The organism is Lysobacter sp. S4-A87, from assembly GCF_022637455.1.
Lineage (GTDB): Bacteria > Pseudomonadota > Gammaproteobacteria > Xanthomonadales > Xanthomonadaceae > Lysobacter_J.
In genome coordinates this window covers 498653-523399 of record NZ_CP093341.1, presented here as the reverse complement: position 1 = coordinate 523399, position 24747 = coordinate 498653, and the positions used below count along the sequence as shown (strand labels likewise).

Genomic DNA, 24747 nt, shown 5'->3' with positions numbered 1-24747 from the left:
GTCAAAACAACCCCTCGGGGGGAACCGCTTCGTGTGGGTAGTCACGATTGCGTTGTCGAGCACGCGCAATGGCAACACCCTCATCGATGAAGGGCTCGGCGTAGATTTCATATGTCATGTCCGTAGGAACATGCGTGCGATTCCAAATGAGTCGTACGGCGAAGACATTGCGGCCCCGAATGTACTGAGTCATCGGACCGCTGTCGTGCCACGGCTCCACGACCGCCGACTCGTCATTGTCGAGAATAAACAGAGCGCGCGTAGGCATCGTTCCTCTCCGAGATGATTCTGGCTTGAAGGCTCGGAGTCGTGAACTCATCGACTCCGGCCGCCGCCTGAGGAAGCTGCAATGGTTAGTGACCGTGATCGGCCAATGCGTCATGAAAATCCAGTTCATGGACGATGACAACGCGTGAGCCCGCCTTGCGCAACTCGATCGCCTTCTCGACCTTGCGCCCGTAGCACGCAAAGGCCCAGCATGGGTTGCCCTCCGCACCAATGACCAGGTAACTGACCTTCTTGGAGGGTGACGAATGCGCCGATCCGCCCAACTCCGCGACCAGTTGCTCAAACTCGGCACGACTGAAGCGTGACGACGCGCCAGTGAAGCAAAAACCCTTGTCGAGGAAGCTGATATCGGGATCGACGGCGCACAGTCCGACGATGGCCTGGCCTTCGGATAGCGGCGCCCGAGTGATGGTTCGGCTGTCGAGTAATACGGTGAACTCCGAGAAGAAGGCGTGGAGCATCGCATGCTCCTTCTCGTCGATCTGCTTGTCGGCGAGAACGCCTGTGATCAAGCTGCCGACCTCGTCGAACGGCCAGCATGTCTTGAGGTGCTCGTGCTCGTCCATCCACGCCGACAGGGCCCGCAACTCGTCCACGGATATGCGGGTGTCAGCGACGATACCTCCCATGATCGCGTGCAGGCGCTGCAGGTCGGCCGTAACCCGATCGTAGAACTCGGTCGAACGCAGGCGTTCGCACAGCCAGACGATGTCCTCACGTTCGTCTTCCGTCAGGATCCCGTCGGCCAGCGCAGCGGTGACCACAGGAACGAGCTCGTTGTACGGGTGCTGGTCCCGAAGCTCTTCGTGCTCCGCCAACCACAGCGTGAGGTAGCCGATTTCGAGGTCGTTGATGTGGCCGTCGATGGCGATGCCTTCGACGATGCCGATGAGCGCATTGATCGACTTGTCCAAACGCGCCATGGACGTGAACTTGAAATAGTCGCGGTGGTCCGGATGCATGGTGGGCGCCCCTGTGTAACGCTGTTGTGCGGCGAGCAACGAAAGCTTACGCGACTGAGGTTGGAGTCGACCACATAAGATCGACACAACCATCGATGGACGTGCAGCACCTAGTGGTCCTGCCCACTCAGTTCATGTACATCACGGAGTAGTTGCAGTACGCCAGCAAGCGCCTAGATTAAGCCTAATGGAAGCCCGCGCCTTAGGTGCTCGGCTATTGCTTCGGTTTGCTCAAGCGAGCTCTCGTGCACATTCCCCCGATTTGTTCCTCCCTCATCCAGTGTTCCAGCGACATGGAAGTGGAGGTGTCGGATAGTCTGATCGGCATCGATGCCGTTATTCTGCCAAACGGCGATACCGGGCCTTCTATAGACGCAATCAATGAGTCTTGCGGCATCTCGGACGGCCAGCATTAGAGCCTGGCACTCGCCAACCGGAAGGTCTAAGAGCGTCGGGCGATGGGCAATGGGCACCACAAGGAGATGTGGCCTTCCCCGCTGCTCCCGCGTGACAAACGTCGCGGTCAACTCGTCCCGGTGAAGGATCGTGTACGGTCGAGCTCCGCTTAGGTAGTCGCAGAAGGCGCAAGGTTGGTTGTCTGGCAGTACCAAGCCCGAGGCAGGCATCAGGAACTCCTGAGGGAATACAGAAAAGCCTGCAACTCCATCCGATCCAGCTTCTTGAACGTGCTCTTGGGCACGACGATCGTTAGTTCGTCGCTGACCTTTTGCTTGCGAGAGGCGAACATGAAGGAAAGTATGATCAATCGGATAGAGTCTTGGGCTGGCAAGACATTAGAGATCCTCGAAGGACCGCCCCCCCAGGGGGTGATTGCCAGAGGCCGACAGTTGCCCTTTGCAATGACTTCCGTCCATAGCGCGAAAAGACTTTCGGTTAGAGTCTCGATCTCTGAACTAGCCGAATTCTCTGCATTCATTTGGGCATAGGCTGAAAAGAAGATCCTTCTCGGCCCACTAGACACCGTAGCAACGGTCCCAAGCTTGTAGAGATCTCTCTTCCCATCCTTGGCAATCGACCCGATCGGCGTTTTGCCTTGCAAAGCACTCAGGAGGTCAGCGTCTAAGCGCTGCCATGAGCCCCCATAGAGCCTGTCAATCGTTTGGCCGAGAAGGCTGGTTCGCTCGATGATGTCAGGCGTCTCAGTGTCAAAACTATTGGTCACACCTACGACCAAATGGGTCTGCTGGTCGAAGATGTCGCCTTTGATGATCTTGATTTTTGTCGCAGGAGCGGAGTAATCACACTCAATTGGGCGAGGCCAAGTCATCACGAGCCCAATCAGCACAGACAGCAGCAGAGCGATAGTGAAGGCCAGGCCACCGAGAAGATGCGCTTGCGCTGGAAAGAAGAGAACAACAATTCGAACGATTGCAACGATTGTGCCCAGGGCGGCAAACGATTTAATCAGGTAATGACGCCAGAAGCGCCATGTGCGCATGTCTTGAAAAAGCTCATTCATCGCTACGTCATCCAGAATTACAAGCCGAGGCTTTCGTAGACGGATGGCTTATAGCAATACGGCCCAGCCGTTCGGGAGTCCGAGAACTTTGGCGCGTAGTTGTCTAGAGCATATCTGATGATCTTCGGCTGGAACGACACCGACATTGTGTAGTAGTTGGCATCGAGCAGCGGCCTAGGGATGAAGTTCTTGTCCACTGTCCGATCACCGTCCAGGTTGGCAACGACTACCGGAAGCTCAAACTCTTGGATTACTTCGATCTCGTGCGCGAGGAACGAGGTTCCGTCACCGCCCTTGCCTTTTGCATAGGAGCTTCCGAGTAGAACGACCTGCTTGGCGTTCTTGAGGCGTTCTCGCAAGTTACGCTTGATGGTTTCGGGTTTGCTCGTGTCCCGCGAAATGAACAAGTCGTGAGCGTCGAAGAAATCAAACTCGATCTTATCGTTGTCTCGCCAAGCTTCCATCAATCGATAAAGCTTGATGTCTTCGCTCGCAAAGGCAATGTAGGTCTTGTTCTTGTAACTCATGACTCCGTCCCCTCCCCGGGTGAATGCTGTGGATCCTGCTCAATGCAGAACCGGCTTGATTGAATTGATGCGGATGACTCATTTCTCACGGTGGACCCCACATTTCCCTCCGCCTTGGCACGTTGGTGAGAGTCCCTCCGAGCGGTCCTTCGTGCCCCCCCCCGACCGCGGCCGTCAAATCTGGCAACCTCGCGACTTCCGTGGTTCCTTCACGAGCATCCGCCACATCGAGATCGGCCACACTGAGAAAAGTTCTTGTTCAACGTTGACGGTCCGGCACCGGCACCTACTTGTCGCGTGGTTTGCCAGCGGATCGCTTCGCCGCGATAGCTTTGTTTTTGCCTGACGTGAACGCGTTCGGTCATTAGGTGGTGCACTCAACTCCCTCCAACTTGGCGATTGTTCGCACAGCATCGTCGCCATCAAAGCCTCCCGCGTCCCCTTAATGTTGGGTTCACTGGTCCAGGGTCGACGACAAGTCCTCTGCAGCCGAGGCCGCATCTGTTTGAAAGGACGCAACGGTGTCGGATGCGTCCTCAATGTCGGGAACAACGTCCCGCCAATTCTCATACTGCAATCGTTGGACATTGGATTGAAGGTCGTCAGATGCACTCTGCAGATCCTCCAATCGGCTCTCTAGCTCGTCCGCGTGTTCGTTGGCCAATTGCAGCTTGGCCTCCAACTCGGCAATTCGCTCGTCCTTCTCGTCGATCTCAGACTGCTGCTCATCGATGTCGCCTTGGGTGTATATCCCGAGCGGCTGACATCCGGATGCCAGAATTACAGTGATGGCCGTCGTTAAGCAAAGCAATCGCCGACCGCTCAAGCTCTGGGCCATGCTGGCCTTCTCCCCCAAGGCGGTCATTCCGTTCATGGTGATAGCGTAATGCCAAGGGCGCTTAACGTCTCAGACGACATGGTCCCGGTGACCGGGAGGCCAAGACGACTTTGGAAGAGCTCCAGCGCCATTCTAGTTTGGGGCCCAAGCGTGCCATCGATGCCACCGGGGTCGTACCCGCGAGCGAATAGCGCGGCCTGAACGCGCATGATCATCAGCTGTAGCTGATCTTGGCTCGCGCGCGAGGTCGGGCTTACATAGGTGTTTCCGCTCGGTGCAGGTGCCAATGAGGACCCCGGGGTTTCGTTGCTACTCGGCGCAATCGGTACGTAAGGTGAAGGGTCCGGCGGCGGCGTGTAGGAGCGATAGGTGCCGCCGCTACCGGAATAGTGCGAGCTATGTGACCGGTGCGAGCTGTGGCTGCGATGCGAGCTGTGCGAGCGATGGCCGGCATACATGTTGTGAATATCGGCATTGAGCGGTTCGACCAGCGTGACCGCGAAGCGGGCGTCATCAAACGCCTGAGTCATCAGTGCGGCCTGCCAACCCTGCCCCGGATCCTGCCCCGGATGCAGGCTGCTCAAGGCCGCCGTGGTCAGCGTCAGTACTTTGCTCATTCCGCCCCCTCAATCTGCATGATGGGCACGATCGCCCGGCTCTGCCAATCCTGATTGACCCACGAGAAGAACCCGCCGCATCGATCTTTGACCGCACAGCCCGCGCAGGCAGGCAGGTAGTCTTGCTTCCAGTCGGAGATGCTGCGCTGGGCATACGACCAAATCGCTTCGGGCAGCGTGCAAAGCGGCAGGTTGTAAATGGAAACGGGAATGCCTCGATCAGCGAGGTACTCCACTGCTTCTGTCAAAGCAGCTGCCATATCGATCGGATCAATCCAAAGTGTCTTGTGGTTGGCCTTGGCAAAGCCGATCGGCTCAATTCCCATCAGGGCGACGTGCTCAACGAACGGCAAGTTCCGGCAGATGAATCGCGCCAAGTCGACCAGGCGCTCGACCGTCGGACGCACCAGCACCACTCGGATCTCGATTCGCTGGCCCGATCCTTCCAAGGCATACAGGCCACGCAACGTTTCGGCGAATGCACCTGCGCGTTGCACGACGTAATCGTGCAGCGCGAAGTGGTCGCCGTACAGCGGGATCCCCCAGCTCAGTGCCGGATGCAGAACGCGGAAGCGCTCGGCATACCGAGCATCCGCGAACGTGCGGCCATTCGATAGTACGTGCAGATTCGTTTTCGGTAGCTGCTGCGCGCAGTGGCCGATCAGGTGCGGCAAACCCTCGCCCATTAGCGTCGGTTCGCCTCCACTGATGGCTAAAGAGGCTTCCTCGCGGTCGATCAGCTCGACGAGCTCAAACAGCTGCATCAATCGCCAGTCGTCTTCGATGGCGCGCGGCGGCTGGGAGCACATCAGGCAGTAGCTGTTGCATCGCTCAGTGGCGAAAAGGACGTTGCCATTGCCGCCACGCCGATAGCGAACCGCCACCTTGCTGGTGAGCGGCTGCAGTTCGACGACGTCGCCCGCGCGCATGGTTCGCGGGTCGCCCTGCAAAGAGAGCCATGGTCGGCCGGCGGGCGCGTGCCCTCCATGGTCGATCAGAAATCCAGCCCACGGCATCCCGGTCAACGCCGACAGATCGGGGCCACTCGCCTGTTGGCGAAGATCCAGGACCATGCGCTCTAGAGGAACGGCGCCAGCCGCGAATTCTGCGAGACCGGCCACCTTCAGCTGGTGCGATCGGGGCTGCCAGCCCGATAAGACTGCCTTTGCATCGAGCGCGAGCATCAGGCGGCCTCGACGGCTGGCACCCTGCCCGCTTGCGGCAAGGTCCAGCTTTCCAGGATGCGGCGCTCCGAAGGATGTGCCTTTTCCAGAAGTTCCAGCAGCAAGTCGAAGAAGCCCATCTGCTTGGCGCAGAAGTCCGAGCTGGGGCGGTGTCCGACCGTGTCGCCCTGGCGAGCGTAGTGATCGACCGGATCGGCACCGCATAGCGGCACGAAGGCGCAATCGCTGCAGCTCGGAAGCGCTTCGGCCACGCCGGCGTCGAGCACGCGTGCCATCGCAGGGGACGCCAGCCAGTCGGAAACCGGCTGCTCGACTCGTCCCAGTGCAAAGGTGTGATCCCCCATCGCCGCGAGCATGCGGGCCTCGTCCGACGGATAGACCTGTCCGTCGTAATCGTAGACCACGGTACCGAGTCCCACCCCCGTCGGCGACCGAAGGTCGACATAGCCGTGACTGAAGGGTGTGAGCAGTTGCGACAAGATCAGGCTGGCGTACACCTCCTCCATTGCGTAGCCGCTGCGATTGGTCGCGAGGATGTGGTCGAACGCCGTGCGATAGAACGCGAAGAACTCGGGCAGGGTGTAGCCGATTCGCGGCCCTGTCTTGCGTGCGAAGCCGTAGGGACTCAGCGGGCGCAGAAAAATCGAGCGGAATCCAAACTTGCGGTATTCGTCCACGATCTCTCGCGGCGCCGAGAGACTCCGCTGTGTAAGCGTCGTCAACGCCGAGACTGAGTCTTCGCCTAGGTGGCGGCGGGCCCGTTCGATGCCCTCCACCGTGCGGCGGTAGCTGTCGCGTCCAGGCCGCGGTCGGTTCGCGTTATGCAACCACTCGGGGCCATCGAGCGACGTAGACAGCTGGAAGTTGTGCTCGCTGAAAAACGCCAGTTGCTCGTCGGTCAGGTCGTGCAGCGTCGAGGCGACGACGAACTTCAGCTCACGCCGCTCGAGAACGTTGCGAGCCTGGATGCGCTCGGTTATGGCCCGCAGGCGCGCAAAGTGCAGGAGTGGTTCGCCGCCCTGGAATTCGACGGTCAGGGTCGGCGATGGCCATTCGAATAGCCGTTCCACGGCCAGTTCTGCGGCGCGTTCGGCCATGTCGAAGGCCGATTGCGTCAGGTCCTGGCGCGAGACCTGGCAGTAGGCGCACGTGTGATGGCAGCGCAGCGACACCACGAAGATGTGCAGGGCTGGCCCACCGTCCAGATAGCGCTTGCGGGTACGCAGCTGAGACAACACCGGCACGAGCGTGCTGCGGGCCGGGTCCGAACTAATGATGTGGCGAGCCTCAAGGTCGGCGGCCAACGACGAGCGTGGATCGAGCGTCCCGCTCACGACATCGTCGAGTTGCACGCGGGGCATTAACAGCCAATCGCCAGCGATCGACGTCACCAGCACCCGCTCCGGATCCCACGGCAGTCTTCGGAAGCGCATGGGCAACAATCGGTAGCCCGGCGTCGGGCTAACAAAGGCCTCGGGGGGTTGGAACTTCACGCCGCGGTCTGCCCGCGCGGACGGGCTTCGGCCAGGGCGGCGCGAACCAATGCGGTCTGAAGATCACCGGTCTGGATGGCCACGGCCGCACGCAGCCGATCGTCGAGGGCATCGTTGCGGAAGCGAAGCGCCAGGTCGCGTGTTTCAATGTCGGCTCGCTTGGGTGTCAAGCGGACACGGATGATGTCAGCGTCGACCTGCAGATCGACGTAATACTCGTCGGTGTAACGGTGTGCGGTTCGCGCCAGCACCTCGGCTGAAAACAGCGCCCGATCCATCTCTAATTCGGCTGTGTCCATGCTCCGCGTCCCCCCGGCCGCAGCGTTCGAGCCCCGGTAGTCTAAGACTAAGCCGTACGCCCACGAGCATCCGCCACATTGAGCTAGGCGAACACCGAGAAAAGTTCTCGCTTGGCGCTGGGGTTCACTGCCCGCGCTTATGTGTTGCGGGCTTTCCCACCCTTTCGCCTCGCCGCCGTCGGCTTCTTTGCTTCGGATCGCGGCCGCGTTGAGGCCTTGGCGGCAAGGGCACTCAACTTGGCCTCCACGGTGGCGATGGTCCGCTCGGCCTTGTCCAGCGCCTGCTGCAAGGCTTGCTCCCTACGTTGCGCGGCCTTCGTTGCAGTCGCGGCCTCGAGCTTGGTCGCCTTGAGCTCCTGCCGTGCCCGATCAATCTCGCGGTGAGCACGGTCCTCCAGCGCCTGGATCTGGGCGCCCCACCCTGCCCGCTCGGCCTGGGCCTCGGTCAGTTGCGCTGCCAGCTCCGCGCGCAATTCCGTCACGCCGGCTTCGTGCATTGCCGCCCGCGCCTGCGCCGCGTCGCGCTGCGATCGCACGTCGGCCAGTTCCTGCGCCTGCTGCGCCAGCAGCCGCTCCAGGTCGGCCAAGCGCTGGCCAGCCAGCTCCGCGGCTGCGCGGGCGTCGGCCGCTTCGGACTGGGCCTGCGCGAGCGCGGCAACCTGCTGCTCGGCCTCCTTCTGCAGTGACTGCATTACGGCCGCCAGTGCGGCGCGCTCGGCCGTGACCTCCTGTTCCGCGGCGGTGCGGCCGGCGGCGACGGCCTGCTCCCAGATCTGGGCAAACGCGCTCGCCACCGTCGCCGGCAAGGCCGGCAACGAGGCATGCCCGGATAAGCGCTTGGCCAACGCGTCCCACCAGACCTCGAGCAACTGCCCGACCCGGGCCGGACTGCCGCGGCCGAGCTCGAGGCGCACGCGTTCCACGGTCGGTCGTTCGCCGCGGGCCAGGACCCGGTCGGCGGCGGCAAAGACCTCGGTTTCGGGCACTCCTACGGGCATCGGGCGTGTTCCTCTGAATTAGGTACGATAAGGGCAGATTATCCGACCTGATTGGTCGGAAACGACGGAATCACTACGGTGAACGTAAAAGAATCCACCTCCCTGCGGCCACTGGCGAGCGTGCCCGCACTCGACCCGGCCCGACTCGATGCGGCCGCGACCGAAGCGGTCGCCGCGTTCGTCGCCGCCGGCACCGCCGCCCACACTGCGCGCAGTTACGCGTCTGCCCTGCGCTACTGGGTGGCCTGGTGCGCCCTGCGTTACGGCTGGGCGCTGGGCAAGGCGCCACTGCCGGCGCCGATGGCGGTGCAGTTCGCCGTCGACCACCTCGCACTGCCGCCGCGCGGGAGCTTCGCCCTGCCCGACGCGGTCGATGCGGCCTTGGTCGCCCATGGCGCCAAAGCCCGGCGCGGACCGCTCGCGTTGGCCACGGTCGGCCACCGCCTGGCGGTGCTGAGCAAGTGGCACCGCCTGCACGGCTGGCCCAGCCCCAGCGACCATGCGGTCCTGCAGACCCTGCTGGTCAATGCACGCAAGGCCCAGGCCCGCGCCGGGGTCCGCACCCGTAAGAAGACCGCGTTGGCGCTGGAACCGCTGCAGGCGTTGCTGGCGACCTGCGACGACGACGGCCTGCGCGGCGTGCGCGACCGTGCCCTGCTGTCGCTGGCCTGGGGCGGCGGCGGCCGCCGCCGTTCCGAAGTCGTCGCGCTGCAGGTCGGCGACCTGCGCGCGCTCGACGCCGACACCTGGGTCTACGCACTGGGCGCGACCAAGACCGACAGCAGCGGCGACCGCCGCGAGAAGCCGCTGCGCGGCCCGGCCGCGCAGGCACTGTCGGCGTGGCTGGCCGCGGCGCAGTTGCGCGACGGGCCGCTGTTCCGCCGGCTGCAGCGTGGTGGCCATGTCGGCACGACCGCACTTGGCGCCGACCAGGTCGCGCGTATCGTCCAGCGCCGCGCGCGCCTGGCCGGCCTGGCCGGCGACTGGGGCGGCCACAGCCTGCGCTCCGGTTTCGTGACCGAGGCCGGGCGCCAGGGCGTGCCGCTGGGCGAAGTGATGGCCATGACCGAGCACCGCAGCGTCGCCACCGTGCTGGGCTACTTCCAGGCCGGCCAACTGCTCGCCAGCCGCGCCACGCAATTGTTGGCCGTTGCTGACTCCGGGCCAGCGGCCGATGGCGCGAATCACCGGTAACGGCAAGACGGCAAGGCGATAGCGCGAGGCTGGTCGAGACGGTGCGGGGTTCTGGCACCGCTGCGCCAAGCGCGGCGGGTCGATCGTGCGGCGACCGGTACCGTTCGGAATCTGATGTATGTGACCGCCGCGCCGCAGCCCCTCCATCGGCTATAGACTCCACCAAGGGCGGCAAGGGCGGATGCAAGCGGCCCAGCACCTGCCACGAGGATCCACCTTGGACCAGCAGATCGCCGTACCGACGTCACGAGAACAGCTCTGGGCGCTGCTCGCCGAAGCGGCTGAGATCGAGCACCACCTGATGTGCTGCTACTTGTACGCGGCCTTCAGCCTCAAGGAGCGCACCGACGAAGACCTGTCGGAGGTCGAGCTCGGCGCCGTCGAGCGCTGGCGCCGCGAGATCCTGGCCGTCTCGGTGGAGGAGATGGGTCACCTCACCATCGTTTGCAACATCCTGTCGGCCCTTGGCGCGCCGGCCCATCTGGTCCACCAGAATTTCCCAATCCCGCCCGGCTACCACCCGGCGGGCGTGGTGGTGAAGCTGGCGCCGTTCAACCGGCAGACGCTGGCGCACTTCGTCTACCTCGAGCGGCCCGACGACACCGACGTCCAGGACGGCGAAGGCTTCGAGCCGCCACAGCACTACTCGCGGGCGCTCGGCATGGACCGGCTGATGACGGCCTGTACGGACTACGAAACGGTGGGCGAGCTGTATCGCTCGGTGTCAGCCGGCCTGCAACGCTTGAGTGAATCGATGGGCGAACGGCGCCTGTTCGTGGGCAACCCCGACCACCAGCTCGACGCCGACGGCGCACGCTTGCCCGCGTTGAAGACCGTCCGATGCCTGAAGACGGCATTGGAAGCCATCGATGCGATCGTGCGCCAGGGCGAAGGCGCCGACTCGTGCACGGGCGACTCGCATTACCAGCGATTCCTGCGCATCGGCCGCGAATACGACGCACTGCTCGCAAGCCGACCCGCGTTTCGGCCCGCGCGGATGAGCGCCCACAATCCGGTGATGCGGCCCCCCCCGACGCCGGAGGGCCGGCTGTGGATCAGCGCCGAACCCGCCGCCGCGCTGCTCGATCTGGGCAATGCCCTGTACAACCACTGCCTGCGATGCGTGTCGCTCGCCTACGGCGACGTCGGCCGGGAGGCGCAAGCCGCCCTCGTGTCGGCCGGTGTCGACCTGATGCACCTGCTCACGCCCGTCGCGACCCGCCTTGGCACCCTGCCCGCCAATCCGAGCCTGCCGCAGGCGACCGCGGGCTTGAGTTTCGCGACCATTCGCTCGTCCGCGGCACTGATGGGGGAAGCCGGCAGCGTCGACATCCTGGTCGAGCGCTTGCGCGAGATCGGCGAGCGCTGCGAGCGCCTCATGGATCTCCATCCGCAGGAAGCTGCCTTGCTGGGAGCCACGCGCACTGGCACGGAGCGCCTCGCCCATCGGCTGTCCGCGCAGGCAGAACGATGCCGGCGCGAGGAAGCGACGATGCTGGCACAAGCCGATACCCTGCAGGATTCAGTCGTTCGGTCGCTCCAAGCAAGTCAGGCGCCGCCACCGGAGCGCCTCGAGACCGGCGCGGAATTGATACCAGGCAGCGCCGTCGACATCGTGTACCACGGAGCCCGTTGCATCCATGCACGCCACTGCGTGCTGGGGCTGCCGGGCGTGTTCAGGGCGAACACGCCCGGCGCATGGATCCATCCGGATGCGGCGACCACCGAAGCCCTCGTCACGGTCGCCCATATGTGTCCATCGGGCGCGATAGCGTATCGCCGACACGACGGTGGCGCCGAAGAGGCACCGCCGCCAGTCAACCTTGTGCAACTGCGCGAGAACGGACCCTTGGGCGTTCGCGCTCGCATCGTGCTGGACGGTGTACCCGTTGGCATGCGCGCGGTGCTGTGCCGGTGCGGCGCGTCGCAGCAGAAACCGTTCTGCGACGGCTCGCACAACGAGATCCATTTTCAAGCCACCGGCGAGCCTGCCAGCGTGGAATCGAAGCCCCTGCAATTGCGCGATGGTCCCCTGAACATCGATCCGGAAGTCAACGGTCCACTCGTTGTCAGCGGCAACCTCGAGATCTGTTGCGGCACCGGACGCACCATTGATCGCGTGACGTCGACACGGTTGTGCCGTTGCGGCGGCTCGTCGAACAAACCATTCTGCGACGACACGCACCGCCGTAACGGATTTCGCAGCTGATGCCGTTGGACTGCGATCCGCGTCCCGCGGCGAAAGCCAACATCTAAGGGGGCATACCATGAGTCCAGCGGACGCGATCCCGTCCAGCACGTACCTCGACGCAGCGCGACACATCAGCGCGCTCTTCGACAGCGAAGGGGGCGCGTTAGCAGCCCAACGCATCGGCCATGTCTGGAACGGTCATCGCGCACTCGTTCAGAAGACAGTCTCCCCCGCCCCACCACGACGGTCCCGTCGCGAAGGGGCTGAGCGGCGACGCGACGAACGTGATGCGCCATGAACGGCGCGGCCGGAGGGGGTGAGCGGGAGGCCGAGCTCGCGCGCCTGCGCACCTGCCTGGACGACCTGGGGGCACTGCTCGCGCTGTCTGCTTCGTGGCCCGGGCGCGCGGCGTCCGAGATCAGCGGTGCGCTGGCCGAGGCGCTTCGGGCGATGCTTGACCTCGAACTCGTGTTGATCGCGCTAGACGATGAACTCGAAAGCAGTCACGCGTGGGGCGACAGTGCCCCAGATTCGACCACGGTAGGGAAAGAGCTTCGACGATTGCTTGGTCCCGAGCCAGGTGCATGGCCCGCCATCCAGCGCGCCAGCCTTTTCGGCCGGCAGATGTCCATCGCCACATTTCCCATCGCCGTGCAGCAAGGTTGCGGCACGCTCGCGGTGGCCACCGCCCGGGAAGAGTTCCCCACGGAGGCCGAACGGATAGTCCTCTCGGTTGCGCGCGACCGGGCACTGCTCGCACTGAACGAGGCGCGGCTGCGCCGGGAGGAACGCCACCCGGCAAACGAACTCAGCGCAATGGCGCTGTTCGAAGGGCTGCCAGGCTTCGTCGCGATTCTCGGTCCCGACGGAGGCGTCGAGCGGGTGAACCTGCAGATCCAAGAGTACTGCGGCCAAACGATCGAAGGGTTGCGCGCCTGGGGCACCAACGGCACGGTCCACGCGGAAGACATGCCCCACGTCGCCGAGGCGTTCGGCAGCTCGATCGCGTCGGGCGCGCCCTACGTCATCGAGCAACGGCTGCGGCGTTACGACGGCGAGTACCGGTGGTTCGACAACCGTGGCCGTCCGCTGCGCGACGAAGAAGGACGAGTCCTCGCCTGGATTGTGGTACTGGCCGATATAGACGACCGCAAACGCGCCGAACAGGCCGTGCGTGCGAGTGAAAAGGGGCTGCGCCATCAGGCCGAGACCTTTCCGCAGATGCTGTGGAGCGCGACCGCCGACGGAAATATCGACTACTGCAATGAACGCCTTCTCGCCTACAGCGGTCTCACCGCCGAAACGGTCATGAACGGCGGGTGGGTGAATCTGCTCCATCCCGATGACCGCGAACCGACCGCGGCGATCTGGCTCCGTTGCATTGCCACGGGGGCCCCCTATTCGGTCGAAGTGCGCCATTTTCACGTTGCCGACCAGACCTATCGCTGGATCCTGACGCTCGCCCTGCCCCTGCACGACGCCGAGGGTCGGGTCGTTAAATGGTATGGCTCATGCGTCGACATACACGATCGCAAACTCGCTGAGGAAGCGCTCAAGGCGAGCGAGCGTCGCCTCGCGCAGACGATCGACACCATTCCTGCGAATGTCTTCTCGGCGGGTACGGACGGCTCTGTCAACTACCTGAACGCGCGGATGCGCGAATGGTTCGGGCGAAGCGAAGAAAAGATCATGGCCTCCGAATGGGTCCATCTGGCGCACCCCGACGACCGCGACGGGACGGTCAACGCGTGGCTGGGTGCGGTGGCCGCAGGCGGCGCTTACAGTCGCGAGGTCCGCTTCTTGCACCACACGGGCGTGTACCGCTGGTGCGATAACCAGGCGCGTCCCTTGCGAGACGCCACCGGGGAGATCATCGCCTGGCACGGGGTGGTCAATGACATCCATGACCGCAAACTCGCCGAGGAAGCGCTCACCGCCAGTGAGAAGACCCTGCGGTTGACCATTGACACGATTCCCGCACTGGCCTGGTCGGCGCGAGCCGACGGGACCGCCGATTTCTTCAATCGCCACTACCTCGACTATGTCGGCCTCCCTCTGGAGGAGCTGAGCGACTGGCAATGGATGCGCGTCATCCACCCGGACGACCACTCAGCGATTCACGCGGCCTGGGAGCGGTTCAGTGCCGAGGGAACAGGTGGCGAACTGGTCGCGCGCGTACGGCGATACGATGGGACGTATCGCTGGTTCAGCTTTCGCACGCGCCCGTTGCGCAATGATCGGGGCGAGATCGTCAAATGGTACGGCGTCAAGGTCGACATCGACGAGCAGAAGCGCGGGACCATGATGCTCGCCGGGGAACGACAGCTGCTCGAATCGATTGCCGCTGGTCGGCCGTTGCTCGACGTACTCGGCGAACTGTGCAGCGTGATCGAAAGTGTTTTGCCCGAGTGCGTCTGCGAAGCCCGTCTTCTGGAGTTGACCGGGACAATCTTCGAGTTTGGCGTGGCGCCCTCGTGTCCCGCATCAATCGAAGACCTCATCACGGGGCGGCCAGCGCGACAGGCGTTGGCGCCTTGCGGATTGGCCGCGACCGAAAACATTCAGGTCGTGGTGGACGACCTGGGGACAGACCCGCGCTGGCTGGAAACGCCGTTTCGTACGCAGCTGCTCGAGCACGGGCTGTCCGGCGTCTGGAGCACCCCGATCCGCTCACGGGCGGGCGGTGTTCTCGGAACTTTGTGCCTGTACCATCGCGGGTGCACGGGGCCGCAACCCTACGATCAGGACATCATCTCGCGCGCGGCGCACATCGCGAGTATCGCCATCGAACGATCCCGTTCCGAGGACGAACTCAAACGACGCGAGTTCCTGCTGCGCACGTCAGAAAGCATTAGCGAAACAGGCTCATTCTCCTGGGACCTGGGCAATAACAAGCTCATCTGGTCCGAGCAGATGTTTCGCATCTGGGAAGTTGAACCAACGGAAGACCTCGGGCCTCCAACACTCCTGCCAATCGTCCATCCCGACGATCGCCCCATCGTCGAGGAGAAGATCGCCCGTATCTTTAGGGGGGAGGACAATGCTCCGAACGTCGAGCGGATCGTAATGCCGGATGGACGGATCAAGTATCTCAGTCAATCCACTGTGTTGTTCCACTACGACGATGGCCGCCTGGAGTGCGTGGGCGTGTCGCAGGACATCACGCGCCGCCGTCTGGCGGAAGACGCCGTCGACCAGCTTCGGTCTGAGTTGGCCCATGTGACGCGCGCGATGAGTCTGGGTGAGTTGGCCGCGTCGATCGCGCACGAGGTCAATCAACCGCTTCTGGGAATCCTCACCAACGCAGGGACGTGCCTACGCATGCTCACCGCGGACGAACCGGACATTGAGGGCGCCATCAGGACCGCACAACGCAACATCCGCGACGCGAACCGGGCCTCGGAAGTGATCAAGCGCTTGCGCGGACTCTATCGCAAGCAGGATTTCACTCCAGAATTGTTCAATCTCAATGAAGCCGCCCAGGAGATTATTTCCATCTGCTCGCACGACATGCGACGACGCGGCATCGTGCTGAAGTCCGAATTGGACGTGAGCCTGCCCCCCGTTTTCGGAGACCGCATCCAGTTGCAGCAGGTGATCCTCAACCTCGTGCTGAACGCCGCGGACGCCATCGCCAGCAACGATGGGGCACAGAAGATCGTCGTCCAGTCGTCCACCACGACGCCAGGGATCGCGCAGTTTCTGGTGCGAGACAACGGGTGTGGCATTGGCACCGAAGATCTTGGGAGAGTTTTCGAAGCCTTCTTCACGACCAAACCAAACGGCTTGGGCATCGGCCTGTCCGTGAGCAAGACGATCATCGATCGTCACGATGGAACGATCTGGGCGAATGCGAACGATGGTCCAGGTTCGACCTTCGCCTTCTCGGTTCCATGCGCATCGTCGTCCAACGTCGCGCACACCCCAACCGGATAAGCCTACCGCGTCTGCGCTGCTCGGCCTAGCGCGACCGGCGGCCTGGCGCGTCACCAGGCCGAGGCCCCGCCGTCGACGGCGTAGTTCGCCCCGGTGATGTACGCCGCACGGTCGCTGGCGAGGAAGGCCGCCAGCTCCACCAGTTCGTCGGGCCGACCAAAACGCTTGAGCAGCGTCTTGTCGGTGATGGCGTCACGCATGGCCTGGTCATCACCCAGATCGCGATCGCTGGCCGGGGTCAGGAACGGGCCGGGGCTCAGGGCCACGGCGCGAATGCCGTGCGGCGCGCCTTCCAGCGCGAACTGGCGGGTCATCGCGATCACCCCGCCCTTGGCGGCCGCGTGCCCGACCATCGGCGGCGTCTCGCCGCCGATCATGCCGGCGATCGAGGCGATGTTGAGGATGACCCCGCCCCCGCGCCGCACCAGATGCGGCCAGGCGTACTTGGAGACGAAGAACGGTATGTCGAGCTCGCCGGCGATCGTCGCGCGCCAATCATCGATCGAGAACGTCGGCATCGGACCAAAGCGCTGCACCGCGGCGTTGTTGTAGACGATGTCGAGGCCGCCGTAGACCGCCACCGCCTCGTCGATCAACCGGCGCGCCTGATCCGGATCGGTCAGGTCGACGGGAGCAATTCCGGTCATGTCGCCGCCGGCCCGGCGTACCAGCGCGACGGTGTCGCCATTGGCGCTGGCGTTGATGTCGCACCCGATCACCAGGGCACCTTCGCGCGCGAAGGTCTGCGCCGCGACGCGCCCCAACCCGCCGCCGGTGCCGGTGATAAGCGCGATCTTGCCCCCCAGCAGACCGATGGTTTCCTCAATTGCCATGGAAGCAGACATTGCGACGAATCCTTGGGTCCGAAAGACAGTGGGCGACTGTGTGCGCTGTGTATCTCACCAGCACCGTTGCGCTGCGTCGATTGCACCTAGGTATCGAGCGAACCCGCGGCGGCTTGATGCCGCGAGATCGTCGGATGGTATCGGCCGACACCATCGTGCAATGGCGACGGCGCGCCGACCTTGCTTAGATCGAAACCGGTTGGTCGTCAGCGGTGCCACCGCGAGACGCCCTCAACGCGGTTTCATCAGGAGCACACCATGACCGGATCACCTCCCCTTTCCACCACGCAACGCCGCCTCGTGTGGGGCGTTCGCATTCTGCTTGCCCTGGCCTTTGCAGCGGCCGGTGTGGCCAAGCTCACCGGCGCGCCACAGATGATCCAGGTATTCGAGGCCGTTGGCTTTGGCCAATGGTTCCGCTACGTTACCGGCGTCGTCGAACTGCTGGGCGCCGCACTGCTGCTTGTCCCCGCGACGGGCTTCTACGGTGGATTGCTGCTCAGCGCCACGATGGTGGGTGGCGTGGCCACGCACCTTTTCCTGATTGGCGGCAATCCAGTGCCCGCACTGGTTCTGGCTCTGCTCTCGGCATTTGTTGCGTGGCGCCTGCGTCCCTCGCGCACCTCCTTCAGCAGCGAAGCTCAGCAAAGGCGCATCCGAGATTCCATGTAATCGGTACCGCCGCGCTCTGGCGCAGCGGGCAGGTTCGCGGGCAGTTTCAGAGGCGCCCTTGGGCGCGCAGTTCTCTGCCGATCTCGCGGATGCGCCTCTCCCCCTCCAATAGCGCCAGCGGGCTGGTGTGGACCGAGTAATTGCCCAGCGTCAGCTCATGCGGGTGCTTGGCGGCCGAACCAAACACGAACTCCGTGTCCTGTACCGCAATGAACTCAATCGGACCGGGACCTTCTTCGAATACGGCCAGTTCTCCGGCATCAATGCTTTCTGGCGCCAGCAGGTGTCCCACGCTCACCGCCGCCCATGCCACCGAATGCCCGGGCCGTGGCTGATATCGCCAAGACTCGCCAGCTTTGAGCCGCACCGAGAAGTAGTCAATCGACGACGGCGCATCGATCGCTCCGCGGGCGTGGCCGTGCTGGCCAAGCAGTACCGTCACCGGCCCCTCGCGGCCCAGGGAGTCCGGGGCCAGATACCGACTGACCGGCTGCCCGAGCTCGGACGCGGGAGGAAGTGCGATCCATAGCTGGAAGCCACGCAGACGGTCGGAGTCACCAAAGTTTCCGCCGTGCCATGCGCCGTTTCCGGCGTGCATCCATTCCATCCAGCCCTGTTCGATTTGCCCCCGTCGGCCAAGGTCATCCTCGTAGTTGACCGAGCCCTCGAGCAACCACGTCAAGGTCGCGATGCCCGAGTGCGGGTGTAGACCAACGCCATCGACCTTCACGCGGGAGAGGTCCTGCGCGTCAATGAGATCGAGGAACACGAAGGGCTTCAGGACACCGCCCAAGTCCGAGGGACTCATCAGTCGCGTGATCGGTCCATGGCGCTGCCCTCGCGTCTTGTGGACGATCGGGCGCAGGCGGTCGCTCGCCACGTCACCGGCCGTGCTCCGGGAAAGATCAAGTGTGTTCATGCACGCTCCTTAAGGAGGTGGCTGCCTCGCGCGATCCGCGCGGTTAGCAGTACACCCAGGGCGCGAATCTAGCGGACGTGCGCCCGTGCGAGTACCCGCGCGACCTGGATTTCACTCGTCCACCCGTGGCAGCAATCCTGTCGACGAACCGGTGCGCAATCGCAGTTCACGGGCCGCTCGTCGCGACGATGGGATTAGCGCCGGCGCGGACCAGCCCCGCCGTGACCATTTTTGCCAGGGCGAATTCGACGAACGCACTCACCGCGCGCGGCAGCTGACGACGGCTCTGGTAAACCAGGTACATGTCGAGTCCATCCACCCCGAACTCGGGCAGCACGGGCACGAGCTGCCCGTCAAGCAGGTACGGGGCACACATGACGTCCGGCAACAGTGCGATGCCCACGCCGGACGTGCACGCTCGCAACTGGGCGAGGGCCGAGTTTGCGAAGAAGCGTCCCCGCACGACGACTTCGGTCGGTCCGTTGGCGCCATCAAGATGCCAGGCCGTGCGACCGGGGCCATCGCGACCTGAGATGCAATCGTGTCCGGCCAGATCAGCCAAGGACTCTGGAACACCGCGCTCGGCAAGGTACCCGGGGCTGGCGACCATGAGACCCCGGTTGCTACCGATCCGGCGTGCGATCAAGGTGGGCTCGTTGATCGCACCGGCACGGATGGCAACGTCGATGCCTTCGGCGACGAGATCTGCGCGTGCGTCACTGAGGACGAACTCCAAGCGCACCAATGGATACTCGGTCAGGAACAGCTTCACCCAATCCAACTCGAACCAGTGGAAGAAGTCCGCGGCGGCAGCAACCCGCACTTTGCCGCGGGGCGTCAGGCCTCCCTCTCCCACGTCCAATGCCGCCTCTGACAGGGCCTCGACCTGTCCAGAGCTGCGAGCGAAGAGCGCCTCGCCGGCATCGGTCAATGTCAGGTGCCGAGTCGAGCGATGCAGCAAGCGCACACCGAGCTGCTCCTCCAGTTGCCCGATACGACGGCTGACCGTGTTGGAAGGCATGCCGGCACGGCGCGCGGCCTCGGCAAAACTGCCGGCCTTGACCACCTGCACGAACAACGCAACGTCATTCAGATCCACCATGCTTGCTCCTCCTGCACGCCTCCACGCGTGGCGGGCGGTGGAGGGTAACGCGAGGCGAGCGCCTTTGTGCCCTTTCCAGTCAGCGCAACCGCTCTGCCGGTCGGAGCGGAATGAGTCCGCGCACCCTGCAGGCTCCATCATTGGCGTTCATGCGCCGCCCTCGGTTCTACCTTGCATGGCCGCCGATGCGGCGCGCAATTCCTCTATGAGGGTGCTCATCAACTGTTGCGTTGACATTGCCCGGACCAACGGTGCGCCCTGCCCCGCCCAGTCTGCGCCGTACCCGAGGTTGCCCGCAGCCTTGGCTGCCGCATTGAGTGCCTTGCCGGCGTCGTAAGCGATCGGATAGTCGGGAATCACCCCGTCTGGGACCGTCTCACCCCAGCGCGTGAAATCATTGCTCAGGCTGCGCGCGGGGCGGCCCGAAATGACACGCGTCATCACGGTTTGGTGGGCCGCGCTGCCTTGCAAGCGCGTTCGGAAGCCAGCGTCCGCCAATGATTCGTCGGTAGCCAGAAAAGCGGTGCCCATCTGCACTGCGCAGGCACCCAACGCCACGGCTGCGGCGACTCCCGCGCCGTCCATGATGCCGCCAGCGGCGATAACCGGGACGGAAACTGAGCGCGCCAGTAGCCGGGTCAACGCCACTGTGGTGAGGCGGCTGTCGCCGGCGTCGGGATCGAACACGCCACGATGGCCGCCTGCTTCGAAGCCCTGTGCCACCACTGCATCGATTCCGGCGGCCTCGACTGCCCGGGCTTCGTCCAGGGTGGTGGCGGAGGCCAGCAGCACTGCGCCGGCACGGTGCAGCGCGTCGATCTGCGCCGGGTGCGGCAGTCCAAAGTGGAAGCTCACTACCCTTGGCCGCTCGGCGACCAGCATCTCGAGCATATCGATGTTGTCGAGGAACGACGGATAGATCTCACGCAAGCTCGTGGGTGCCGGCCGCCCCCAGCGCCCGAACTCCGGCGCCAGGCGCTCCAACCAGGCGAGGTCCCTGCCAGGGTCCACCTTCGCGGGCTGATGCACGAACAGATTGACGTTGAGCGGCCCGTCACTCAGCGCCCGGAACTCGTGGATGATCGTTCGCGCCTGTTCGGCGGTCATGGCCCCGATGCCAAGGGACCCCAATCCGCCGGTTTGCGAAACCGCGGCGGCCATCGCCGCGGTTGAGACACCGGCCATGGGCGCTTGAATGATCGGGACCCGCATGCCGATTCGGGAAAGAAGGTCGCCAGCACCTGATCTGGGCATGTCTGCGTCCTCGGTAAGTGCGTACGGTAGCCAAGCCGCCTGGCGACCCCGCATTCCTGCCACCGTGGAGGGAACTCAGGCGAAAGTGTCACCGCAGTGAACGAACGTGCCAATTGCACAAAGGTGTCGGTCAGCACCAGATCGATGTCAGAAATCGCACAGTTGTGGAGGGCGCGCGGCCGCGACTGCTCCGCTGATTACGCAGTGCTCGGCATCGTCGAGCCTAAGCCTGGCAGGACCCGTACCGCGCAGCGGCATGCCTTCAGGCGATTCCGGGATCGCTCGCCGCCGACCAACGCCAACCAGGGCGAATGTGACGGCATGCGCGCGCGGCGGGGTGACGTTCGAGGTAGCCCTGATGCTCCGCTTCGGCTTCCCAGAACTGACCTGCCGGTTCGATCGTGGTGACGACCGGGCTGGGTAGTACCCCGGAGGCGTCGAGGTCCACGATGGTCGCCTCGGCGGTATGCCGCTGCGCCTGGCTCAGATAGAAGATCGCGGAGCGGTAGCGAGTGCCGATGTTGCTGCCTTGGCGATTCCGGGTGGTCGGGTCATGGATGCGGAAGAAGAACTCGAGAATCTGCCTGTAGGAAAGCAGTTTCGGATCAAACACGATCTCTATCGCCTCGGCGTGGGTGCCGTGGCTTTCGTACGTGGGGCGTTGCACATCGCCACCCGTGTAGCCCACGCGGGTCGATGACACCGTTGGTATGCGGCGGAGCAGATCCTGCATGCCCCAGAAGCAACCGCCGGCGAGGATCGCGGCTTCGGTTTCTTCTGTTGCTTCGGTTTCTCCGATCTCTTCGATCATGACCGCATTCCATACCCGGCCCGCGGGCTTCCAGATCGCACGTTAGCATTCCTGCCTGGCTTGGTTGCGAATTACCCCTGACTCAGGCCCGCCTCCTCGCTCGAGACGGGGTGATCGCTGGCGCGGCGCCGGCGCAACTCCGGCACCGGCATCCCATACCAGCCCCAGTTCTCCAACGTAACTTCTTCGATGACGACGAAGGTGGAGTCGAGCGGTTTGTAAAGCACGTCCAACAGGAGTTGGCTGACGCCGCGAATCAGCGCAGCCTTCTCGTCGGCCGTGGCGGAATCGCGGCCCGGACCGGTTCCCTCGCGGGTGATCTGTATCGTGACAATGGGCATCGGGATACTCCAGCTGAGTGATGGCGGGTCCTCCCGCCGCGATGGGTTTCAGTGACCCGCGCTCTGGCCGCCGTCGACGTGGAGGACCTCGCCGGTGACGAACCCCGCCGACTCCAGGAAGAGCACGGCCTCCACAACGTCGGAGATCTCGCCGATGCGCCCGACCGGATGCAGCCCCGCCAGTCCCGCATGAGTTTCAGGTGGATGCAACGGGGTTCGGATGATGCCTGGCGAGACCGCATTGGCGCGGATGCCGCGCTTGGCGTACTCGATGGCCAACGACTTCGTCGCCGCGTTCAGGCCACCCTTGGTCAGCGATGCCAGCACGGAGGGGACGCCGTCGATTGCATGGTCGGTGAGGCTGGTGGTGATGGTGACCACGTGACCACTGCCACGCTTCTCCATCTCCTCGACCGCGAGCTGCGTCACGTGGAAGAAGCCCGTCAGGTTGATTGCGATGTTGTTCGCATAGTCGTCAACGCTGAACTTGGTGAACGGCTTGGCTGTGAAGACCCCGGCGTTGTTGACCAGCGTATCAATGCGGCCAAAGTGCGCGAGGCCTTCCTCAATGATGCGCTGCGCGACGGTGCGGTCAGAAATGTCGCCCGCCACGGCAAGCACGTCGGGATCACTAGACGGCTTGATCGCGCGCGAGTTTACGACGACGCGGTAACCGCGCTCGCGAAATGCCTGGACCAGGCCGGCACCGATGCCCTGCGAGGCCCCGGTGATGATGGCGACTTTGCGAGAACTGCTCATGCTGGTGCTCCGGTAGAAAGGGGATGCATCGGGGCGTACCGCATTGCGAGCGGCGCCCCACCTGGCTTGCGACGACCTGGCGAACCGCCCAAAGGCCGTCGCAGGGGTGGGCGTGTCAATTGCCCGTGGCGTAGCGTGGTGCGGGCGTGGTGCGAGACAACCCCGGAAGCAGCGCACGCCGTGCAGCCTCCATCGCGTTCCACTCGTTGATATCCGGCAGCGAGGGGAAGGTCGCGAACTCGCCCTGTGCCAGTCCTGACAGCGCCGCGTCGACGGCGTCCTCGGCAGTCATGACGATGTTCGCCGGCAGTGCCTGGACCGGGGTGCCGGACAGTTCCCAGAAATCCGTAGCGGTCGCCCCGGGCAAGACCACTTGCACGCGGATCCCCTTGTCGCCGAATTCGTGGCGCAAGGACTGCGAGAACGCCAGCACGTAAGCCTTTGTGCCGCTGTAAACGCCACCGCTCAACACTTCCGGGGCCACCGCGAGGATGGAGCCCATGTTGACGATGGTGCCCCCTCCCCTGTCGACAAATGCGATTGCCGCCGCGCGCGCCAGGCGCGTCAGCGCGGTGACGTTGAGCTCGATCATCCGCTCGATACTGGCGACATCCAGATCCTGCAGGTGTGCGGTGGATCCGGCGCCGGCGTTGTTCACCAGCATGCGTACCGACGTGTCGCTGAGCATGGCCTCCTCGACCCATTCCAGGTCCTTGGCACGGGTGAGGTCTGCGCTGATGGTCCGAACATGGCGTGCGGTGGCGGTCGAAAGGCTCTCAGCCAACTTCTCCAGCTTTGCGGTGCTGCGCGCTACGAGAATGAGGTCGTACCCATCGCGTGCGAGGCGGTCGGCGTAGATCGCGCCGAGGCCGGACGATGCGCCGGTGATCAGCGCTGTGCCTTTGTCATTGATGATCATCGAAGTCTCCAGTAAGTGACGCGTGGACGAGGTGGTCCACGCTAGGCTCTTAACGCCCCGCCACGTCCAGGACCGCCCGAGCGAACTCCCGGGGGGCCTCCTGTGGCGGGTTATGGCCGATTCCGCCCGTGAGGAGCCGGTGCTCATATTTGCCGGTGAAGCGCTTGGCATAGCTCTCAGGCGGCGGATGCGGCGCGCCGTTGGCATCGCCCTCCAGCGTGATCGTCGGGACTTCGATCAGCGGGAACGCCGCCAGCAGGCGCTCATCCTCGTCGTAGCGTGCCTCGCCATCCGCAAGGCCCAGTCGCCAACGATAGTTGTGGATGACGATGGCGACGTGGTCCGGATTCTGGAACGACGCCGCACTGCGATCGAACGTGGCGTCGTCGAAAGCCCATTTCGGAGAGGCGAGTTTCCAGATCAGTTTGGCGAACTCGCTGCGGTTCTTGTCGTACCCGGCTCGGCCGCGTTCGGTCGCGAAGTAATACTGGTACCACCACTGAAGCTCCGCCGCTGGCGGCAGCGGTGCCTGGGCTGCTTGCTGGCTCCCGATCAGGTAGCCGCTGACCGAGACCAGTGCACCGACGCGTTCCGGTCGCAAGGCCGCGACGATGGCCGCCGACCGCGCGCCCCAGTCGAAACCGGCGAGCACAGCCTTGCGGATGCGAAGCGCATCCATCAGTTGCACCACGTCGTCGGCGAGGGCGGCGGGCTGGGCATTGCGCGGCACGTCGTCCGACACGAAGCGCGTGGTGCCGTAACCACGCAGGTACGGCACGATGACGCGAAGACCGGCCGAGGCGAGCAGCGGTGCCACTTCCGCATAGCTGTGGATGTCGTAGGGCCAGCCGTGCAGCAGAATCACGACGGGACCAGAGGTCGGGCCGACCTCCGCGTAGGCGACATCCAGGACACCGGCACGCACGGTCTTGAGTAACTCGAATGCCGCCGTCTTCACCGGCTTTGCCGCAGTTCTGGGCGTTCCGCCACCGGCGTGCGCTTGCGCGCCGCGGGCCAGCACGAACGGTGCGGTGGCAACGCCCAGTGCGGCGACGCCCAGGATGAGGCGGCGGTCCTGGTTGATGGAGTCGGTGCTGTCGGCACTGAAGTGATCCATG

23 protein-coding genes are annotated in these 24747 nt (G+C 64.0%); 4 read left to right on the top strand and 19 right to left on the bottom strand.

Annotation, left to right across the window (positions count from 1 at the left end):
* Position 1 precedes the first annotated feature (1 nt).
* The 10 genes from MNR01_RS02380 to MNR01_RS02335 form a co-directional block, all read right to left on the bottom strand.
* Positions 2-268, bottom strand: a complete 267-nt coding sequence (locus MNR01_RS02380; RefSeq protein WP_241919389.1) for a hypothetical protein — start codon at positions 266-268, stop codon at positions 2-4.
* A gap of 85 nt (positions 269-353) precedes the next feature.
* Entirely contained in the window at positions 354-1250 is an 897-nt protein-coding gene (locus tag MNR01_RS02375) for a BRCT domain-containing protein (RefSeq protein ID WP_241919388.1), read from the bottom strand.
* Between the two features lie 625 nt (positions 1251-1875).
* Positions 1876-2730, bottom strand: a complete 855-nt coding sequence (locus MNR01_RS02370) for a macro domain-containing protein (RefSeq protein ID WP_241919387.1) — start codon at positions 2728-2730, stop codon at positions 1876-1878.
* A gap of 17 nt (positions 2731-2747) precedes the next feature.
* Positions 2748-3257, bottom strand: coding sequence for a TIR domain-containing protein (locus MNR01_RS02365; RefSeq protein WP_241919386.1), 510 nt, complete (start codon positions 3255-3257; stop codon positions 2748-2750).
* Between the two features lie 454 nt (positions 3258-3711).
* The gene (locus tag MNR01_RS02360) at positions 3712-4131 is read right to left on the bottom strand and encodes a hypothetical protein (protein WP_241919385.1); all 420 of its coding nucleotides are present in this window, start codon (positions 4129-4131) and stop codon (positions 3712-3714) included.
* Positions 4128-4712 (bottom strand): His-Xaa-Ser repeat protein HxsA, encoded by a 585-nt coding sequence (hxsA, locus tag MNR01_RS02355; protein WP_241919384.1) that lies wholly within the window; start codon positions 4710-4712, stop codon positions 4128-4130. Before hxsA ends, MNR01_RS02360 begins: the two co-directional genes overlap by 4 nt.
* On the bottom strand, positions 4709-5896 hold the full coding sequence (hxsC, locus tag MNR01_RS02350) for a His-Xaa-Ser system radical SAM maturase HxsC (RefSeq protein WP_241919383.1): 1188 nt from the start codon (positions 5894-5896) through the stop codon (positions 4709-4711). The genes hxsA and hxsC overlap by 4 nt, the downstream gene beginning before the upstream one ends.
* Positions 5896-7389: a His-Xaa-Ser system radical SAM maturase HxsB gene (gene hxsB / locus MNR01_RS02345; RefSeq protein WP_241919382.1), complete on the bottom strand. Its 1494-nt coding sequence runs from the start codon at positions 7387-7389 to the stop codon at positions 5896-5898. Before hxsB ends, hxsC begins: the two co-directional genes overlap by 1 nt.
* On the bottom strand, positions 7386-7688 hold the full coding sequence (locus MNR01_RS02340) for a hypothetical protein (protein ID WP_241919381.1): 303 nt from the start codon (positions 7686-7688) through the stop codon (positions 7386-7388). The genes hxsB and MNR01_RS02340 overlap by 4 nt, the downstream gene beginning before the upstream one ends.
* A gap of 137 nt (positions 7689-7825) precedes the next feature.
* A complete protein-coding gene (locus MNR01_RS02335) occupies positions 7826-8686 on the bottom strand; it encodes a DNA-binding protein (RefSeq protein ID WP_241919380.1) in 861 nt (286 codons plus the stop codon).
* A gap of 78 nt (positions 8687-8764) precedes the next feature.
* Here MNR01_RS02335 and MNR01_RS02330 point away from each other — a divergent pair, with 78 nt between their 5' ends.
* From MNR01_RS02330 to MNR01_RS02320, 3 genes are all read left to right on the top strand, one after another.
* Positions 8765-9880 (top strand): site-specific integrase, encoded by a 1116-nt coding sequence (locus MNR01_RS02330; protein ID WP_241919379.1) that lies wholly within the window; start codon positions 8765-8767, stop codon positions 9878-9880.
* 217 nt (positions 9881-10097) lie between these two features.
* Positions 10098-12089, top strand: a complete 1992-nt coding sequence (locus tag MNR01_RS02325) for a ferritin-like domain-containing protein (RefSeq protein ID WP_241919378.1) — start codon at positions 10098-10100, stop codon at positions 12087-12089.
* Between the two features lie 276 nt (positions 12090-12365).
* On the top strand, positions 12366-16007 hold the full coding sequence (locus MNR01_RS02320) for a PAS domain-containing protein (RefSeq protein ID WP_241919377.1): 3642 nt from the start codon (positions 12366-12368) through the stop codon (positions 16005-16007).
* A gap of 50 nt (positions 16008-16057) precedes the next feature.
* Here the strand turns inward: MNR01_RS02320 and MNR01_RS02315 are convergent, their stop codons facing one another.
* Positions 16058-16852 carry an SDR family NAD(P)-dependent oxidoreductase gene (locus MNR01_RS02315; RefSeq protein ID WP_241919376.1) on the bottom strand — a complete coding sequence of 265 codons (795 nt, stop codon included), beginning with the start codon at positions 16850-16852 and terminating at the stop codon, positions 16058-16060.
* Positions 16853-17110: 258 nt separating this feature from the next.
* On the opposite strand from MNR01_RS02315, the gene MNR01_RS02310 reads away from it, so the two are divergent.
* The gene (locus tag MNR01_RS02310; protein WP_241919375.1) at positions 17111-17524 is read left to right on the top strand and encodes a DoxX family protein; all 414 of its coding nucleotides are present in this window, start codon (positions 17111-17113) and stop codon (positions 17522-17524) included.
* A 46-nt stretch (positions 17525-17570) separates the two neighbouring features.
* On the opposite strand, the gene MNR01_RS02305 is transcribed toward MNR01_RS02310, so the two are convergent.
* From MNR01_RS02305 to MNR01_RS02270, 8 genes are all read right to left on the bottom strand, one after another.
* Positions 17571-18443, bottom strand: a complete 873-nt coding sequence (locus tag MNR01_RS02305; RefSeq protein WP_241919374.1) for a pirin family protein — start codon at positions 18441-18443, stop codon at positions 17571-17573.
* A 166-nt stretch (positions 18444-18609) separates the two neighbouring features.
* A complete protein-coding gene (locus tag MNR01_RS02300) occupies positions 18610-19545 on the bottom strand; it encodes a LysR family transcriptional regulator (RefSeq protein WP_241919373.1) in 936 nt (311 codons plus the stop codon).
* Between the two features lie 147 nt (positions 19546-19692).
* Positions 19693-20799, bottom strand: coding sequence for a nitronate monooxygenase (locus MNR01_RS02295; RefSeq protein WP_241919372.1), 1107 nt, complete (start codon positions 20797-20799; stop codon positions 19693-19695).
* Between the two features lie 262 nt (positions 20800-21061).
* Positions 21062-21610, bottom strand: a complete 549-nt coding sequence (msrA, locus tag MNR01_RS02290; protein WP_241919371.1) for a peptide-methionine (S)-S-oxide reductase MsrA — start codon at positions 21608-21610, stop codon at positions 21062-21064.
* Between the two features lie 71 nt (positions 21611-21681).
* Positions 21682-21951, bottom strand: a complete 270-nt coding sequence (locus MNR01_RS02285; RefSeq protein ID WP_241919370.1) for a 4-oxalocrotonate tautomerase family protein — start codon at positions 21949-21951, stop codon at positions 21682-21684.
* Between the two features lie 48 nt (positions 21952-21999).
* Entirely contained in the window at positions 22000-22710 is a 711-nt protein-coding gene (locus tag MNR01_RS02280; protein ID WP_241919369.1) for an SDR family oxidoreductase, read from the bottom strand.
* A 115-nt stretch (positions 22711-22825) separates the two neighbouring features.
* Complete coding sequence (locus MNR01_RS02275) at positions 22826-23629, bottom strand: SDR family oxidoreductase (protein WP_241919368.1); 804 nt, start codon at positions 23627-23629, stop codon at positions 22826-22828.
* A gap of 49 nt (positions 23630-23678) precedes the next feature.
* Positions 23679-24746, bottom strand: a complete 1068-nt coding sequence (locus tag MNR01_RS02270) for an alpha/beta hydrolase (RefSeq protein ID WP_241919367.1) — start codon at positions 24744-24746, stop codon at positions 23679-23681.
* Between the last annotated feature and the right edge of the window lies 1 nt (position 24747).